Source organism: Kaistella carnis (genome assembly GCF_003860585.1).
Classification (GTDB): Bacteria; Bacteroidota; Bacteroidia; order Flavobacteriales; family Weeksellaceae; genus Kaistella; species Kaistella carnis.
Genome location: NZ_CP034159.1, coordinates 411,802 through 430,333, shown reverse-complemented (window position 1 = coordinate 430,333; position 18,532 = coordinate 411,802). Strand labels below are relative to the sequence as shown.

Annotated in this window: 16 protein-coding genes; 4 read left to right on the top strand and 12 right to left on the bottom strand. The window is 36.2% G+C overall.

Translation table 11 applies throughout. The features are described from left to right. The 8 genes from EIB73_RS01895 to EIB73_RS01860 form a co-directional block, all read right to left on the bottom strand. On the bottom strand, positions 1–570 hold the full coding sequence (locus EIB73_RS01895) for an anthranilate synthase component II (RefSeq protein WP_125022107.1): 570 nt from the start codon (positions 568–570) through the stop codon (positions 1–3). A gap of 12 nt (positions 571–582) precedes the next feature. Then, entirely contained in the window at positions 583–2,001 is a 1,419-nt protein-coding gene (locus EIB73_RS01890) for an anthranilate synthase component I family protein (protein ID WP_125022105.1), read from the bottom strand. A 392-nt stretch (positions 2,002–2,393) separates the two neighbouring features. Then, entirely contained in the window at positions 2,394–3,518 is a 1,125-nt protein-coding gene (locus EIB73_RS01885) for an efflux RND transporter periplasmic adaptor subunit (RefSeq protein ID WP_125022104.1), read from the bottom strand. A gap of 16 nt (positions 3,519–3,534) precedes the next feature. Then, positions 3,535–4,104: a cytochrome b/b6 domain-containing protein gene (locus EIB73_RS01880; RefSeq protein WP_125022102.1), complete on the bottom strand. Its 570-nt coding sequence runs from the start codon at positions 4,102–4,104 to the stop codon at positions 3,535–3,537. Positions 4,105–4,119: 15 nt separating this feature from the next. Further along, positions 4,120–5,343 carry a TolC family protein gene (locus EIB73_RS01875; protein ID WP_125022100.1) on the bottom strand — a complete coding sequence of 408 codons (1,224 nt, stop codon included), beginning with the start codon at positions 5,341–5,343 and terminating at the stop codon, positions 4,120–4,122. Positions 5,344–5,621: 278 nt separating this feature from the next. Next, positions 5,622–8,792, bottom strand: coding sequence for an efflux RND transporter permease subunit (locus EIB73_RS01870; protein WP_125022098.1), 3,171 nt, complete (start codon positions 8,790–8,792; stop codon positions 5,622–5,624). 44 nt (positions 8,793–8,836) lie between these two features. Beyond that, positions 8,837–9,346 (bottom strand): hypothetical protein, encoded by a 510-nt coding sequence (locus tag EIB73_RS01865; RefSeq protein ID WP_185144626.1) that lies wholly within the window; start codon positions 9,344–9,346, stop codon positions 8,837–8,839. Positions 9,347–9,435: 89 nt separating this feature from the next. After that, positions 9,436–9,819: a hypothetical protein gene (locus EIB73_RS01860; RefSeq protein WP_125022096.1), complete on the bottom strand. Its 384-nt coding sequence runs from the start codon at positions 9,817–9,819 to the stop codon at positions 9,436–9,438. A 219-nt stretch (positions 9,820–10,038) separates the two neighbouring features. Between EIB73_RS01860 and lysS the strand changes: the two genes are divergently transcribed. The 4 genes from lysS to EIB73_RS01840 all read left to right on the top strand — a co-directional run bounded on the left by lysS (position 10,039) and on the right by EIB73_RS01840 (position 15,714). Continuing rightward, positions 10,039–11,736: a lysine--tRNA ligase gene (gene lysS, locus EIB73_RS01855; RefSeq protein ID WP_125022094.1), complete on the top strand. Its 1,698-nt coding sequence runs from the start codon at positions 10,039–10,041 to the stop codon at positions 11,734–11,736. 217 nt (positions 11,737–11,953) lie between these two features. Then, positions 11,954–13,888 (top strand): DNA topoisomerase (ATP-hydrolyzing) subunit B, encoded by a 1,935-nt coding sequence (gene gyrB / locus EIB73_RS01850; protein ID WP_125022092.1) that lies wholly within the window; start codon positions 11,954–11,956, stop codon positions 13,886–13,888. Positions 13,889–13,999: 111 nt separating this feature from the next. Then, positions 14,000–14,809 carry a DUF3298 and DUF4163 domain-containing protein gene (locus EIB73_RS01845; protein WP_125022090.1) on the top strand — a complete coding sequence of 270 codons (810 nt, stop codon included), beginning with the start codon at positions 14,000–14,002 and terminating at the stop codon, positions 14,807–14,809. Between the two features lie 53 nt (positions 14,810–14,862). Continuing rightward, positions 14,863–15,714 (top strand): diacylglycerol/lipid kinase family protein, encoded by an 852-nt coding sequence (locus EIB73_RS01840; protein ID WP_125022088.1) that lies wholly within the window; start codon positions 14,863–14,865, stop codon positions 15,712–15,714. Here EIB73_RS01840 and EIB73_RS01835 read toward each other — a convergent pair. From EIB73_RS01835 to EIB73_RS01820, 4 genes are read right to left on the bottom strand one after another with little or no spacing between them, the layout of a single operon-like run. Next, positions 15,711–17,027 (bottom strand): cryptochrome/photolyase family protein, encoded by a 1,317-nt coding sequence (locus EIB73_RS01835; RefSeq protein WP_125022086.1) that lies wholly within the window; start codon positions 17,025–17,027, stop codon positions 15,711–15,713. The genes EIB73_RS01840 and EIB73_RS01835 overlap by 4 nt on opposite strands. Next, on the bottom strand, positions 17,017–17,670 hold the full coding sequence (locus EIB73_RS01830; protein WP_125022084.1) for a MarR family winged helix-turn-helix transcriptional regulator: 654 nt from the start codon (positions 17,668–17,670) through the stop codon (positions 17,017–17,019). The genes EIB73_RS01835 and EIB73_RS01830 overlap by 11 nt, the downstream gene beginning before the upstream one ends. Before the next feature lie 11 nt (positions 17,671–17,681). Further along, positions 17,682–18,377: an SDR family NAD(P)-dependent oxidoreductase gene (locus EIB73_RS01825; RefSeq protein ID WP_125022082.1), complete on the bottom strand. Its 696-nt coding sequence runs from the start codon at positions 18,375–18,377 to the stop codon at positions 17,682–17,684. Positions 18,378–18,391: 14 nt separating this feature from the next. Then, positions 18,392–18,526 carry a DUF2256 domain-containing protein gene (locus tag EIB73_RS01820; protein ID WP_228411302.1) on the bottom strand — a complete coding sequence of 45 codons (135 nt, stop codon included), beginning with the start codon at positions 18,524–18,526 and terminating at the stop codon, positions 18,392–18,394. Between the last annotated feature and the right edge of the window lie 6 nt (positions 18,527–18,532).

Below are 18,532 nucleotides of genomic sequence, written 5' to 3'. Positions count from 1 at the left end.
TTAATTCTGTAAAAAATTTTGGATGATCTTTTTCCCGTGCGGCGTTAAGATACTTTCCGGGTGATATTGAACTGACTGAACATCATAGGTTTTATGCTGTAAAGACATTATCATTCCGTTCTCATCTACTGAAGTAATTTCCAGTTCTTCGGGGAAATCTTCAGGATTTACGGCCCAACTGTGATATCTTCCAACTTCCAAATTTTCGGGTAAATCTTTTAAAAGTCGAGCGTCTTTTTTGATTGTTTGAGCGTTTGTTGCAACGCCGTGATAGATTTCTGTGAGATTAATCAAACTTCCGCCAAAGGCTTCTGCAATTGCTTGCTGACCAAGACAAACTCCCAATATCGATTTCGTCGGTGCATATTTTGTAATCAGTTCAATTAAGATTCCCGCTTCACTTGGAATTCCCGGACCTGGAGAAAGCACGATCTTGTCATACTTTTCGATATCCTCCAAACTGATTTGATCATTTCGGAAAACATCTACTTTATCACCACTGATTTGCTCAATCATTTGAACTAAATTATACGTAAAACTGTCGTAATTATCAAAGACTAATATTTTCATAATTGTATTTTCTTAAATTGAAGTTGCTTTTTTTACAGCCATTTTCAGCGCATTCAGTTTATTATTTACTTCCTGCAATTCATTTTCTGCTGTAGATTTTGCGACGATTCCAGCACCGGCTTGATAATAAAGCGTGTTATTTTTACTTAAAAAAGTCCGGATCATAATCGCTTGATTACAACTTCCATCAAAGCCGACAAAACCGATACAACCGCCGTAAAACGAACGCGAAGTTTTCTCATAAGAATCAATCAATTCCATCGCTTTGTATTTTGGTGCACCACTCAAAGTTCCCTGTGGAAAAGTGGTCGCGATCATTTCGTAAGGATTTTGATTTTCTTCAACATCTGCCGTTACTTCGCTTACCAAGTGAATGACGTGAGAAAAAAACTGAACTTCTTTCAATTTCGTCACGGTGGTACTTTTTCCACAAATACTTAAATCGTTTCTCGCTAAATCAACGAGCATCGTATGTTCTGCGTTTTCCTTCGCATCTTTCTTTAATTCTTCGGCTGCTTCTAAATCTTTCTGAACTTCACCAGTTCTTTTAAAAGTTCCCGCAATCGGATGAATAATGGCTTTTCCGTCTTTAATGATCAATTGACTTTCCGGACTGGATCCCATTAATTTATAATCTCCATAATCGAAATAAAATAAATAAGGAGAAGGATTAATATGTCGCAAAGCACGGTAAACATTGAATTCATCACCGTTAAATTTCTGTTCAAATCTGCGGCTCAAAACCAATTGAAAAACATCACCACGGAAACAGTTTTTTTTTGCGGTTTCCACCAATTCCCGGAATTCTTCATCTCTTAAATTGGACGTTTCATAATCGGTGATTTTGAACGGAAAAATTGGAGCGTTTTTCTGGTTGATCAAATTTTCGATTTCGATCGTATTTGATTTCAGTCCATCAATTTTATTTTCGATGATGAACATTTCATCGTTGTAATGGTTAATCGCAATCACATACTGGTAAAGGCGATAACGCAATAATGGAATTTTATTTTCCTCTGAAAGTTCTTTAAATTTTATATTTTCAAAAAACGGAATCGCATCATAACTCGTGTACCCAAAAAATCCCTGTGCAGATTTACCGATTTCTTTAGATGGTTCTTCACAAACAAAACATTTGGTGAAATCATTTAATAATTCACTCAACTTCTCTTTTTCTAAAGCGATTTTTTGTGGATTACCAAGAGGGAATTTAACTTCTGCTTCCTCAAAATTTCTGATTTCAATTCCGGCAACTGCATTGATGGCAATAAACGAAAAGTTGTTATCGTTGTTTTGATTTCCGGCACTTTCCAGTAAAATGGTGTCCCGAAATTTATCACGAAGTCGCAGATAAATTCCGACCGGCGTGAAAAGATCGCTCATCACCGATTTGATGGTAGTTTTTATGTTTACAGTTTGCTTAAATTCCATGATATTTTTTAAAATTTAGATAAAAAAAAGACCTTAACGAGTCACGTCAAAGTCTTTTTATATGTTTTTACAAACAGAATACAAGATTTGCTTCAGACCCTTATGAAGTTTGAATGATGCCACCAAGTAATGTTTATGATTGTTTTCATTGGAGCAAATATATAAATGTTTTTTTTATTTGCAAGTAAATTTTAAAATAATTAGTAATTATCTAACAATTCAAATCTTTATTTTGTAACCGCAAAAGTAGCAAAAGACATATAAATTAAAAAGGTTTTCAAAAGAGTGCAAAACGGTAAAGTCGTTATTTCATGTGACTTTTGTAAACTTTTGATTCATTTTAACGTAAAACTTTTGTCTCTTTTGCGGTTTAAAAAAAATTAGACAGTTATTTACTCTTCTACATTTTTCAGCGCCATTAATAATTGATAAGCGCCTTTGGTCACGAATTTTTTACTTCTATTTTCTTCTTTAAAGTTTAAAAGTTCGGTAAATCCATTTTCAGCATTTCCGATTTCTACTGGAAACATCTTGTAGGTTTTGGGTTTAACTTCTTCGAAAATATATTGTTTTTCCTCCCAGGTCACGATGGCGTCATCGGGAATTACAATACCTTCTTCGGAATCGGCTTCCATTTCTGCGTTCATAAAAGTTCCCGGAAGTAGTTGCAAACTGTTATCGACAAAATGGCAATGAATCAAAACACTTCGGTCAGCGGAGAAATCTTTTCCGATAATAAAAACGCGGGCTTCATATTTTTTAGTAGGATTTTGATTGGTATAAGCGAAAACTTTCTGCCCAATTTTAATCTTACTCAAATCCTTTTCAAAAACCTTTAAAGCCAAATGTAAATCACCCGTATTGACAACGTCAAACATTTTATCCATGGGCGAAACATATTGTCCGATATTCACATTGACCGTAGAAATATATCCTGAAATCGGAGAAGTTACGGCAAATGTTCGGCGGATATTATTGGCGTTTAAAGAACCGGGATTAATTCCCATCGCCGTTAATTTTTGCGCCATTCCTTTCATCATTATATTTTGATTCTGGCTTTCATTAAAGGCTTTTTGCGTGACCTTATCGGAACTGGCTTTGTTTTCATTCAAATCTTGTTGACGGGAATAATCCTGTTGTGCGTATTGAAGGTTCGATTTTGCTAATAAATAATCTTGTTGCAATTGCACCAATTCTGGATTTTCTAAAGTTGCTAACGTCTGCCCTTTAGAAACATAATTTCCGGGCATGAATCTCGAGACTCTCACGTAACCTCCGCTTGGTGCAGAAACACTTGCCATTCCTTGCGGAGGAACATCGATTTGTCCCGTCAGCATAATTTTATGCGCGATATCAAGGTTGTTTAAAGTGTTGGCTTCAATGCCCGAATTTTTGATTTGTAAATCGGTTAAAGAAACCTGATCTCCAACGACGGTGCCGATTTCTTCGGGAACCACTTCTTCTTTGGAACAGGAAAAAATCATGAGGCTTAAAAATATGATAAGTACTTTTTTCATTTTAAAAATTTTGTTGTTAAGATTCACCACCGATCATTTTTGAGGTGATTCCTTTTCGATTTGTATTTTCAGAAATGGCAATTCCGCCGAAGTGTAAAAGAACGAAAATTGGCATCCAGTAAACCGCGAGTTTGTGCGTAGTTTCCGCTAAATCAGCGAAAGATTCTGAGCCAATCTCAAATTTTAAAACACTTCCTGTAATTATTTGCATGGCTATTAACACGTAAAATGCGACGTAGATAAAACCTTGAAATTTCTCCTTAGCAGTCGTCGTTTTTAAAAAAGGATTCGGAAATTTAATTCCTTTTATGAGCATGTAAATGATTCTGATCACAAAGGCCAAAGTAATAATATAAGCCGCATAAACATGCCACTCAAACATCGGACCCTGAACGGAATGAACGATGGTTCGAAGACTTTGTTTATTTAAATTAAGAGCTTGAATTGACGCGTTTTTATTAACAGCATCTGAAATGACTGTTTTGCTCATCCAGTACATTCTGAGAAATCCTGTGGTAAATAAAACCAGGATTCCTATTGCAAAAATCCAGTGAAGGACGCGGTGAAGGACGGTATATGTTTTCATTTTGTTTATTTTAAATTATTGTTGCGTTAGATTATTTAACTGAATTATTTTTTCATTCAGCAATTTTTGCGTGTCGATGAATTTGTTTTGAATGTCTAAACTTTGGTTGATTAAAATCGACCATTCCAGATAGTTGATTTCACCTTCATAATACAATCGGTTTGCAGTTTTCATAATGGTTTCTGCATTTTTTAAACCTTTGGATTTGTAATAATCGGATTCACTTTTTAGTTTTTCATATTCACCGAAAAGGGTTGCGTATTGGTTTTTTAAATTTTTGGAACCAAATTCATAATTGTTTTCAGCGATGAGTTGATTGATTTTCTGACCTTCAATTAATGATTTCTGCGCTCCATTAAAAAGTGGAATTCCAACGCCAATCATGCCGGAATGAAAACGTGCTGATCTTTCATAAAACTTGTCATCGGCGCCGGTTCCGTACATGCTGGAATTATTATACCCAATATTGAACGTCGGCAAAAGTTTCGATTTCTCTGCATTTAGTTTAGCCAGTTCTATCGCTTTCTGCTGTTCCAATTGTTTTAACACGATGGGATTTCCAACATAATTTAGATCTTGAGTCAGACCATTCATTTCATAGAAATTCGAATTTTCGTTTGAATACATTGTTTCATCATTGATCAGATAATTAAACTGATAAAGGGAAACTTCCCGGTCTTTCTTCAGATTTGTCAATTGAATTTCTGCCTGACTTCTGTAATTTTCAGCAGTGGTTTTTTCCAGAATATTACTTTCTCCTTTTTTGAGTCGAAATTCTGCTCTTCTGTAATAATTGGTATAAATAGAATCGGCTCTCAAAAGCAATTTTTCTTTTTCGTTCTGATAATTGAGTTCATTATAAATTAAAGCGATCTCACGTTTAAGTTGCCATTTCTGAACGTCTAAATTTAACATTGAATTTTTCCATTCCTCCATCAAAACCTGTTTTTGGGAATTGTAGAATCCGGGCAACCTTAAGGTTTGATTGACCGAAAATTTGTTGTCGGTATAAGCAGACACAAACTGCCCAATTTCCCCGGAGATATTTAAGGGATCAACAACGGCGTAAGATTTTTTGATCTTATCCTGATAATCAATCCGAAGTTGTCCATTCTTTAAATTCAGATTGTTTTTAAAGGCTTTTTCGTAGGCGGATTCCAGGGAAATAGGCGTTTGTGCTTTCAGTTGAATGGCGATCAAAACTGAAAATGCTGTTATTATTTTTATAAGTTGTTTCATTTTTATAAATTTTTTTTTTACCGCAAAAGAGGCAAAAGTTTTATTTCTTTAAGTCAGTTAAAAGTTTGCAAAAGTTGTATGAAACTTTATCTTTATCTGACTTTTTATTTTATCTAAAATCTGCAGCCCGACTTGACTCTAGTTTTTATATTTTTATTTGAATCGTCGAAACTCGTTCCTCGTTGTGAGCGAAGCCCTTTTTTATTGGTGGCTGAGCTTGTCAAAGCCAGCAATAAAAAAAGCGGGAACGGAAGGCGGAAATGTCTGCCCAAAAAAAACTATTCATCATAACCATCTTCTTCTGCACTTATTTCTACAATTTTTTTACGTCGGTCTGGGAAATGTTCTTCAAACCAAATGTAAATTAGGGGCAACAAATAGAGCGTGAGGAACGTGGCCAAGAGCAATCCGCCGATGACGACTGTTGCTAACGGTCTTTGCACTTCTGCGCCTTCGCCTTGACTTAGTGCCATTGGTAAAAAGCCGAGTGAGGCTACTAAGGCAGTCATTAAAACCGGACGTAATCTGGTTCTTCCACCGATTTTTACGACGTCTTTTAAATCTGAATGATGCAATTTCTGGCGGTTAAATTCTGCGATTAAAACGATTCCATTTAAGACGGCAACTCCGAAAAGTGCGATGAAACCGACGCCGGCGGAAATACTAAAATTCATTCCTCGAATCCAGAGCGACATAATTCCGCCAATCATAGAAAGTGGAATTGCGGAGAAAATGAGCAAGCCGTATTTTACGGAATTAAAGGCGAAATAAAGCATCAGTAAAATCAGCAATAAACTGATGGGAACTGCTATCATTAAACGGGATTTCGCATGTTGAAGGTTCTCAAAAGTTCCACCGTACGAAATTGAATATCCTGGTGGAAGTTTGAAATCTTTTTCGACCACTTTTTGTAAATCCTCGACGGTGGACTGAATATCGCGGTTTCTGACATTGAAGCCGACGATGATCCTGCGTTGTGCATTTTCACGCTGGATTTGATTGACACTTTCTCTAAGTTCGACCGCAGCAACGGTGCTTAACGGAATTTCAGTTCCGGTTGGTGTGGAAATTAAAAGATTGTTTACATCATCAACATTTTTTCTTTGCTCGCCATCTAACCGGACGACCAAATCGAATTTCTTCTCGCCTTCGAAAACGGAACCTGTTGATTGTCCGGCAAATGCTGTGTTGACAATGTTGTTGACATCTTCGACATTTAATCCGAACTGCGAAAGCGCTTCTCTTTTGTAGGAAATCACGATTTGCGGCATTCCGGAAATTGGTTCTACGTAAATATTTTGAGCGCCGTTGATCTTCTTGGAAATGTCACCTAATTTTTCGGCGTACAATTTTAAAGTATCGAGATCTTCACCGTAAATTTTACAAACAACATCTTGCCTCGCTCCGGTCATCAGTTCGTTAAAACGCATAGCGACAGGATATTGGAAAGAATACGTTACGCCGACCAGATTTTTCTTTAATTCGGCGGACATCTTTTCCGATAACTCATTATAAGTTGTAGCAGATGTCCATTCTTTGCGAGGTTTTAAGATGATCATCATATCACTTGCATCTATTGGCATTGGATCGGTTGGGATTTCACTGCTTCCAGTTTTCCCGACAATCTTTTCGATTTCCGGAAATTTCTTCATTAATATTCTGGAAGATTTCTGCACAGCGTCAGTAGATGTTTTCAGATTACTTCCTGGTAAAACTCTCGTATCAACAGCAAAATCTCCTTCTGGAAGGGACGGAATAAATTCGCCACCCAATCTCGACATGACGAATAAAGAGATTAAAAATAATCCGACAACGCTGAAGAAAACCAGATTAGGAATCTTTAAAACAAAATTTAAAGTTCGATGGTAAAAGGCTTCAAACTTTGCCATCATTTTATCTGAGAAGTTTTTCTTTAAATCTATCTTTTTAGATAAAAACAAAGAACTCATCATTGGAATGTAAGTCAGAGAAAGGATGAAAGCACCCAGTAATGCGAAGATTACGGTTTGTGCCATTGGTTTAAACATCTTTCCTTCAATTCCCTGTAAAGTTAAAATCGGCAAGTAAACAATCAGAATAATGATCTGTCCGAAAACTGCCGAATTCATCATGGTACTGGAAGAAGTATAAACTTCTCTATCCATAAATTCCTGAGAGATCTTTTTGTCCTGGAATTTTGTCAAATGTTTGAATCGATGCAGAATAGCTTCCACAATTATGACCGCTCCATCGACAATCAATCCAAAATCCAGCGCTCCTAAACTCATTAAGTTTCCGGAAACACCGAAAATATTCATCATGATAATGGCGAAAAGCATTGCCAAAGGAATAACCGACGCAACTAAAAGTCCTGCACGGAAATTTCCAAGAAATAAAACCAAGACGAATATGACGATCAAAGCACCTTCCAATAAGTTTTTACTTACCGTACTGATGGCGTTATTCACCATTTTTGTTCGGTCCAGAAAAGCATCGATTTTCACTCCTTCCGGAAGTGTTTTTTGAATTTCTTCAATCCTGCCTTTTACGTCTTTGATGACTTCATTGGAGTTCGCTCCTTTCATCATCATTACGACGGCGCCGGCAACTTCGCCTTCGCCATTATAAGTCATCGCACCGTAACGGATGGCTTTTCCGTATTGAACCTTCCCAATATTTTTAATGAGAACCGGAGTTCCATCCTGCAAATTTTTGACGACCGTATTTTCAATGTCCGGAATTTGATTCATCAAACCTTCCGTTCTGATAAACAAAACGCTTGGTCCTTTTTCAATATAAGCACCACCAGTATTTTGATTGTTTTTTTGCAAGGCATCAAAAACTTCGGTAATCGTAACGCCCATCGATTTAAGAATGGCGGGATTTATAGCGACTTCATATTGTTTTAAATAGCCACCAAAACTGGCAACGTCTGCTACTCCGGGAGTTCCAAGTAATTGTCGGCGAACGATCCAATCCTGAATGGTTCGTAATTCCATCGGATTATAGCGATGTTCGTAGCCTTTTTTCGGACGGACAACATATTGATAAATCTCCCCTAAACCCGTGGAAATTGGGGCCATTTGCGGAACTCCTAAACTTACAGGAATATCCTTCGAGACTTGTTGAAGCCGTTCTGCAACTTGTTGACGAGCAGACATTAAATCGATATCGTCATGAAAGACAATCGTAATTACCGATAAACCAAAGCGCGAAAAACTTCGCATTTCCTTGATTCCCTGAATATTGTAATTGATCTGTTCTAAAGGAAAGGTGATAAACCGTTCGACATCGGGCGCGCCCAAACTTGGCGAAACGGTAATGATCTGAACCTGATTATCCGTGATATCAGGAACCGCATCAATCGGGAGATTTCTGAGTTCAAACAATCCATAAATAATTAAACCAAGCGTCATCAAAATGATGATCAGTTTATTTTTTATGGAAAATTCTATTATTTTATTAAGCATATTTTTTCTTTAAAAAGTTGCCAGAGCATGATACGCTGACATTGTTAATCATCATGTTTATCACTTTTGGAAGCCGGACCGTTGCCTTCATAATTTCGATAGTCGAAGTCTTGGCCCGTTCTGATTTCGGTATGGCGAATTTCGCCGCCTGTAGTCCCGGCTTTCTGTGCAAAAAATAATGCAACGACCGCGAAAATGCCAACAACAAAAGGGGCATATTTAGAGATGATGGAGTTTTTTAAACTGGCAATGAGAGCAATCAAGGAAATTGCTCCTAAAACATACGTTAAGGTTGCAAATATTTCAGAGACTTCTTCATGTTTTTTTATCAGATTTTCAGAAAGGCCTGCGATTTTTGTTGCAGAATCTTCGGCACCTTCACCTGTTCCCATGGCAGCAATGGAAGTAATTGCTCCAAGAATAAAAATGATATAAGCGTTTCGTTTAGTGACTTCGGATTTAGTGAAAATTCCGATAAGAAGTATTATAATTCCAACGATAGGAAATATAATCGGCATATGGTTGACCACCAAATGCAAATGTAATTCGTCCATTTTTTTTAATTTAAAATTAAACTATAAGTAAGATTAATGACTGTCAAAATCGAAAGACCAGACATCATTATTTAGACTGAAATTTTAAATTAAATTTTTGGAGGTTCCCAAATTTTAGAAAAAACCGAAGGATAGTATTTTTCAGAATACGAAAAATGAGTCGAACGATCCACATAAATGGATTGTTGTAAAATGTTTAAACTTGGACTTTCTGGCGGAATATTGAGATTAACAATCGAATGGGAAAAATCATGCGTTTTGAAAGGCAGTTTCATATCCTGTTTGTAATCACTGTCTACAATATGCTCATCAATATAATGCATCTTAATGAAGGCATAAATTGACATATCGTGATTCGCCATTTTGTGTGAAATAAAATGCTCAACCAATCTCGGCATTTTCACCAGTTGTCTGACCTCACTAAAAGAAGTAAGATAAGTACACAATAGGAAATAAATAAACCATTTTTTCACAACACAAATTTACGGAAAATAGTAGATAGAATATAATATGTTGCAGATTTGGAATCAATCCAAATAAATATCATGTTTATCTGGAGGAAAATCTTTAGAAATGAAATGACTTTTAAAAATGAAATAATTACTACTCAATCTGTAAATCTATCTTGAATTTCAACATTGAAATCTTAGCGAAAAATTTACTAAATTTGCACTCTTAAAATAGCAAGACAAATGCAGTTATCAGAACAGGAAATTATCAGGAGAGAAAAGTTACAAACCCTTGAAAAAATGGGTATTAACGCTTTTCCAGCCGATGAATATAAAATTACAGAAACGACCAAAACCATTAAGCAAGATTTTGTTGAAGGTAAAAAAGTTACGATTGCAGGTCGTTTGATGAGTCGTAGAATTCAGGGGAAAGCAAGTTTTGCGGAACTTCAGGATTCGGAAGGTAAAATTCAGGTTTACTTTAATAGAGATGAAATCTGTACTGGTGAAGATAAAACACTTTACAATGACGTTTACAAACACCTTTTAGACATCGGTGATATCATCGGAATTGAAGGTGAACTGTTCAACACGCAAGTTGGTGAAATGACCGTGAAGGTTACGGATTTCAAAATTCTAACAAAATCATTAAGACCGCTTCCGTTACCGAAAGTTGATGCTGAGGGAAATACTTTCGACGCTTTCAATGGTCCTGAACTTCGATACAGACAACGTTATGTAGATTTAATCGTAAATCCACAAGTTAAAGAAGTTTTCATTAAAAGAACAAAATTGTTCAATGCGATGCGAACCTACTTTAATAATGCAGGATATTTTGAAGTGGAAACACCTGTTTTACAGTCAATCCCAGGTGGAGCCGCTGCAAGACCGTTTATCACGCATCACAACGCTTTAGACATTCCATTATATTTAAGAATTGCCAACGAATTATATCTGAAAAGATTGATTGTAGGTGGTTTTGATGGTGTTTATGAATTCTCGAAAAACTTCAGAAATGAAGGTATGGACAGAACTCACAATCCGGAATTTACCGTAATGGAAATTTATGTAGCTTACAAAGACTACAATTGGATGATGGATTTCACGGAAAAATTAGTGGAATACTGTGCGATTCAGGTAAATGGAACTACGAAAGGAAAATTCGGAGAGCAGGAAATTGATTTCAAAGCACCGTTTGAGAGAATTTCAATGACAGATGCGATTATAAAATACACCGGATTTGATATTACTGGGAAATCAGAACAAGAACTTTTTGATTTCGCAAAATCGATCGGAATTGACGTCAATGAAACGATGGGTAAAGGAAAATTAATTGATGAAATTTTTGGGGGAAAATGTGAAGGAAACTTTATTCAGCCAACTTTCATTACCGACTACCCTATCGAAATGTCGCCTTTAACAAAAAAACACAGAAGCAAAGAAGGTTTAACCGAACGTTTCGAATTGATGATTTGTGGAAAAGAAATCGCGAATGCTTATTCGGAATTAAATGATCCGATCGATCAAAGAGAGCGTTTTGAGAAACAAGTAGAATTAGGTAAAAAAGGTGATGATGAAGCAATGTTCATCGACCAGGATTTCTTACGTGCCTTGGAATACGGAATGCCGCCAACGTCAGGTTTAGGAATTGGAATGGACCGTTTGATCATGTATTTAACGAACAATCCATCCATTCAGGAAGTTTTATTTTTCCCACAAATGAAACCGGAAAAAGCAACGCCAACTTTCGAACTGGATGAAGATGAGAAATTGGTTTTGGAGATTTTGAATTCTTCAGAAGAACCGATGACTTTAGGCGTTGTGAAAGTAAAATCTCAACTTTCCGGAAAGAAATGGGACAAAGCGACGAAAAATTTAACTAAATATAATTTAGTAAAAGTGGAGAAAATTGATGATGTGGTTTGGATGAAAACAATCTAAATTTTATTCTTCCAAAAAATAAAAATCCTCAAATTTTGAGGATTTTTTTGTTGAAAACCAACCCAATTTTATGACTTCTTTAACTTTCATATTCCGAGGAAATTCAGTATATTTGTTAGCATTTTGAAATAGAAGAAAATCACTTTATTTTCAGTAAAATTTTAATCAAAAGTAGTAAGAAATTCAAGGCGGATTCGCCTTGATGAATATAAAAAATATGAGCCAAAAAGAATATACAGCGAGTAGTATACAAGCGTTAGAAGGAATGGAGCATGTGAGAATGCGTCCATCAATGTACATTGGAGATGTAGGATCAAGAGGTTTGCATCATTTAGTTTATGAAGTAATCGACAACTCGATTGATGAGGCTTTAGCCGGGCATTGCGACACGATCTCGGTAGTTATCCACGAAGGAGAATCGATTTCTGTAAAAGATAACGGACGTGGGATCCCGGTAGACATGCATGAGAAGGAGCAAAAATCAGCATTGGAGGTCGTAATGACCAAAATTGGTGCGGGTGGTAAATTCGACAAAGATTCTTATAAAGTTTCCGGTGGATTGCACGGTGTTGGGGTTTCTTGTGTGAATGCACTTTCTAATTCATTAATTGCAACTGTTTATAAAGATGGTAAAGTTTACCAGCAAAAATATTCAAAAGGGAAAGCCTTAGCAGATGTTGCTGAAATCGGTACTACTGATGAAAGAGGAACGGAAGTTTTCTTCCAGCCTGATGATACTATTTTTCAGGAACTGATCTATAGTTATGATACTTTAGCAAGCAGATTACGTGAACTTTCTTACTTAAATAAAGGGATTACGATCACGCTAACTGATGAAAGAGTTACAGAAGAAGACGGCAGTTTTAAAAGTGATGTTTTCCATTCGGAAGGTGGATTAAAAGAGTTTGTAGAATACATCGACGGAAACCGCGAAAGCATCATGAATAATGTAATTTTCATGGAAGGTGAAAAAGACAATATTCCGGTTGAAGTTGCGATGAGATACAATACTTCTTATAATGAGAATCTACATTCTTATGTAAATAACATCAACACACACGAAGGTGGAACTCACCTTGCAGGTTTCAGAAGAGCGCTTACAAGAACTTTAAAGAAGTTTGCTGACGAATTAGGACTTCCGGCAAAAGAAAAAGTAGAAGTTACCGGTGATGATTTCCGTGAGGGATTAACGGCTGTGATTTCTGTTAAAGTAATGGAACCTCAGTTTGAAGGACAGACAAAAACAAAATTAGGAAACTCTGAAGTTTCCGGTGCTGTTGATAAGATCGTGGGCGAAATGCTTTCTAATTTCTTAGAAGAGCATCCAAACGAAGCAAAAATTATTGTACAGAAAGTAGTTCTTGCAGCGAAAGCCCGACAGGCAGCAAAGAAAGCTCGTGAAATGGTTCAGCGTAAATCTCCAATGGGAGGAAGCGGATTACCGGGAAAACTTTCTGACTGCTCTTCTAAAGATCCAGAAATATCTGAATTATTCCTAGTGGAGGGAGATTCCGCAGGTGGTACGGCTAAGCAAGGTCGTGACCGTCATTTCCAGGCGATTCTACCTTTACGTGGTAAAATTTTGAATGTTGAGAAATCAATGCTTCATAAAGTTTATGACAATGAGGAGATTAAAAATATTTACACTGCCTTAGGAGTTTCTGTTGGAACAGAGGAAGACAGCAAAGCACTGAATATTTCAAAATTACGTTATCATAAAGTAGTCATCATGACCGATGCGGATATTGATGGTGCTCACATTTCTACTTTGATTTTGACTTTCTTCTTTAGATATATGAAGGAGCTTATTGAAAACGGTTACATCTATATCGCGCAGCCGCCTTTATATCTTTTGAAAAAAGGAAACAAAAAAGTCTACGCATACAACGAGAAAGAACGTGAAGAAATTACCCTCGAAATGTCCCCGGATGGCAAAGGAGTTGAAGTTCAGCGTTACAAAGGTTTAGGGGAAATGAATCCTGAACAGCTTTGGGACACCACATTAAATCCTGAAAAAAGAATATTAAAACAGGTAACCATCGAAAGTTTAGCAGATGCCGACAATGTATTCTCTATGTTAATGGGCGACGAAGTTCCACCAAGACGTGAATTCATTGAGAAAAATGCAATTTATGCAAAAATTGACGTGTAAAAACCCAATATCTTTAAATATAAACTGCTCAAAATTTGGGCAGTTTTTTTTATTATAATTACTCATTCAAAATTCTTTTTTATAAATAGAATCTTTTTATTAAATTTAAAAATGAAAAATTCATTCATTATTTTAAGTGTTTTAGCCCTCACTTTTACGGCTTGTACCAAAGAAAAAAACACGACAGAAAATACAATAAATACCACGGAGCAGGCGAAAAAAGAAGCAACTCTTTTTGCAGTTGATTCCATAAGCGTAAATGATTCTCTAAGGGTAAACGAAAATCTGTTGCTTAGCTATAAATCAAACATTTTGATGTTGCCTTCAATTAAAAATAAGGCTGTTCTGGACTCTATTTATCACACAGAAAATATTCTTTTAAAAGAGTATTCACCAGAAAATCTTAAGGAAGCTTTAAACCTCAAAAAGAAAAATTACTTCGAAGAGCAGAAAAAATCGCTGGCTGATTTCACACCCGTTTCTGCGCAAAAATGGAACAGTAATTCCAACATGAAGGTATTTTCCAATGAATTTGACTACTTAACAATACAGTATTCGGGCGATGGATTTACAGGTGGCGCTCATGGTTATTATTATGAAAAGTATAAAGTTTTTGATCTTAAAAATAATAAAACCCTTCAGCTGGATGATGTAATTTCTGAAAAAGATCCCAAAATCTGGGACCGAATTTTAAGTGATAATTTCTTTAAAAATGATGCAGATCGTGGACAGGCAGAAATGCTCCTGGTAAAACAGATTCCGTTAAATAATAATTTCTATTTTGATAAGGAGTATTTATATTTTCTTTATAATCAGTATGAAATAACCGCCTATGCTGCCGGAACTGTTTTAATTAAAGTTCCGCTATCAGACATTAAACTCTTTCTGCAATCAGATTTTAAAGAACGCCTATCTCTATAATAAGACGCTGAAAGCAAGTTTATGTACTTGCTTTTTTCTATTTTTGTCTTCTTATGAAAAATGTCGCCTTTATCATCAATCCTTTTTCTGCGAAAAAAAATTATAAACCGTTCGTTCGTCTTTTAAAAGAAAAAGTGAAGGATGCCAATTTCTTCATCTCAGAATCGTTTGAAAGCACGGATCAATTCATTAATCAAAATTTCGACACCATCGATATATTTGTGGCTGTTGGTGGCGACGGCACTATTTCTTCCGTTGCAAAAAAACTCATTAATACAGATAAGATTTTAGGGATTTTTCCGGCAGGTTCCGGAAATGGTTTTTCTAATGAAACGAATTTTACTAAAAATTTAGAAGAACTCCTTCTTAAAATTAATAATAAAAACTTTCGGGAAATCGACACGTTTAAAGTCAACAATCACCTGTCCATCAATGTTTCAGGAACTGGCTTTGATGGAAAAGTGGTGAAAGAATTTGAAAAGACAAAACGCGGTTTTGCGAATTACATCAAAGTATCCTTACAAACTTTTTTCAAGTACAAACCCATTCAGTTACAGTTTTCCGCCAAAGAATATGAGCAGTATAATGGTAACTATTTAATGCTGAATGTGGCAAACACCCGTCAGTTCGGGAATAATGCTTATATCGCGCCCCATGCAAGTACAGTGGATGGATTGCTGGAAGTAGTGCTGGTGAAAAAGTTTCCTATATGGCACGCGCCACTTTTTGGAATACGCATGTTTACAAAAGGATTGAAGGAGAATGATTACCTCACCTACATCTCTGTCCCCGAGATTGAATTTACGGTGAATACGCAAGATTGGCATTTGGATGGAGAATATACCGAAATACACTCTCCTATTCATATTAAAGTTTTGCCAAAAAGCCTGAAAATTTTAATTTAATTCTTGATCGCCTCAGCGGATTCCAGTCCTTTTTTATAGGTTTCTAACGCGCGCTCTCGGGCAAATTTATGGTCCACAATGGGTTCTGGATATTCATCGGTTCCATATTCTTTGACCCATTTCTTGATATATTTAAAATCCGGATCAAATTTTTTCTGTTGTTCCTCCGGATTAAAGATTCGGAAGTAAGGCGCCGAATCACAGCCGCTTCCGGCACTCCACTGCCAATTCCCATTGTTTGCAGAAAGATCATAATCCAGTAATTTCTCTGCGAAGTACGCTTCCCCAATTCGCCAGTCCATTAAAAGATGTTTGGTGAAAAAACTTGCACAAACCATTCGAACACGGTTGTGCATAAAACCAGTTTCATTTAATTGTCTCATTCCCGCATCTACAATCGGATATCCGGTTTTTCCTTCCTGCCACTTTTTCAAAATATCATCATCATAAAGCCAGGAAATATGATCATACTTTTTCTTAAAAGATTGATGAACTACTTTTGGAAAATGATAAAGAATCTGCATAAAGAATTCCCGCCAGATCAATTCCTTCAAATACGTTTGATTGAGTTTCGCCGATGCAGCAGCAAGTTTTCGGACACTGATCGTTCCGAAGCGAAGATGCACACTCATCTCCGAGGTTTTTACGGTTGGAAAATTGCGCGTTTCGTGATAAGATTTAATTAAATCAGAACTAATGACGGGCGCTTCAAAAACATAACCCGTTTCCTCAAATCCGATTTCTTTTAAAGAAATAGTCTGCTTTTCCACATCGCAGAAATGCTTCAGTAATTTTTCGCTTGCGTAATTTTCTACGTTATCGGAGGTGTATTTTAAGAGCCATTGCTTCGAATAAGGCGTGTAAATGGTATAAGGCGTGCCATCAGATTTTAGTATTTCGTCTTTATGAAAGTGAACCTGATCTTTAAAGCTGTGAAAATCGATTTTATTTTTATTCAAATATTCTTTAATCTCCAGATCTCTTTTAATCGCAGATGGTTCGTAATCTTCATTGCAAAAAACCGCTTCAATATCATTATCCTGGACTAACTCTTTAAATATTTCGAGGGGTTTTCCGTAGTATATTTTAATCGACGTACCCGTTTTTTCAAGATGTTGATTCAGAATCTTTAAAACCTGAAAAATATAGTCAACGCGTTTATCGGCCTTATTTTCAATTTTTGACAAAATTTCAACATCAAAAATAAAGATGGGCAACACATTTTCTGAGAATTCCAAAGCTTTTAAAAGTCCGTGATTATCAGACAATCTTAAGTCGCGTCGAAACCAAAAAATCGTTAATTTATCGGTCATTATGCACCATTTTCAAAATTTCCCTTGGTTCTTCATTTTTTAAATTCGTATAAACGGTATGGTGAAAAGTATTGAGCTTTTTTAGGGATTCCAACAACTGGATTTTTTCGTCATCGGTCAATCTACCACACATTATTTTAGAAACGATGGTAATGTCTTTCATAGATTCCTTAAATACTTTTTTCCCCTTTTCTGTCACTGAAATCCTGGTACTTCGTTTATCATTAGCATCCGGACTTTCGACAAAAAGACCATTTCGAACTAAACGTTTAATAATTTCAATACCCGATTGTTTTTCATGTGCATTTTTCTCGATCAACTGCATCTTCGTTAATGATGGATAATCCATCATTCTGAAAAGATATGTGAAATCTTCGTTGACCAGATCTGGATGATTTTCCAGTGATTTCTTGATCAATTGCTTAGAATATCTACCTAACATAATGACTTGCTTTGCAATTTCATTTTCCAGATCATAGACGTCCAAATCGAATTTTTCTGTAAGATTCCGGGGAGTCTCCTTCTCGTAAGCCTGTTCATTTAAGTATAGACGAAAATCTTCTAAAGTCGTTGAATTGCTGGGTTGTTTTCGTTGAAAATTATCCAGTTCAGAAAGAATGTCGATGATTAAATTTAATTCCATGATAAGTTATATTAAAGTTTTATTGTTCCTAAGCCTCCATCAATGCCAATAATTTGTCCAGTCATCCAGGAACTTTTTTCGGATAAAAGGAATTCTACCATTTGAGCCATATCTTCAGCCGAGCCAATCCTCTGCAACGGATGTCTTTTCGCAGAAGCGAATCTTTTTTCTTCTGTTGAAAGCAGTTGTGCCGCCAATTCGGTGTCTGTTAAAGAAGGCGCTATAACGTTCACTCTCACATTTGAAGCCGCCAATTCTGCAGCTAAACTTTTTGCAAAACCTTCAATTGCTCCTTTACTCGCCGCAATCGACGTATGAAAAGGCATTCCTAATTTTGCTGCCACCGTGGAAAATAAAACAATGCTTGCTGATTTCGATTTTTTCAGAGCCGGCAAACATTTCTGAATAATGCGAACGGCACCCAAAAAATTCTGCTGAAAATCTGCCTGAAAATCTTCTTCCGTAAGGCGATTAAAAGGTCTCAAATTAATAGAACCCGGACAAAATACAAGTCCGTGTAATTCTGGCGGTAAAGATAAGTTTCCCAAATCATCTTTGGCAACATCCAACTGAAAAAATTCGGTATCCAAATCCTCTAATTCCTTTGTAGAAGTTCGGGAGATCGTGTACAGATTTTCATTCCTCAATAATTCTGCAGACTTCAGTCCGATTCCTTTTCCGGCTCCTACTATTAAAATATTCTTCATCTTACTAATTAATTTTAAGCATTTTTATTCATTTTGCATTTTTGGCTGCAGTAAAGAACCTTTTCCCAATCTTTCTGCCATTTTTTACGCCACGCAAAAGGTATTTCGCAAACAGGACAAATTTTTGAGGGTAAATTCTGTTTCTTAATATGTTT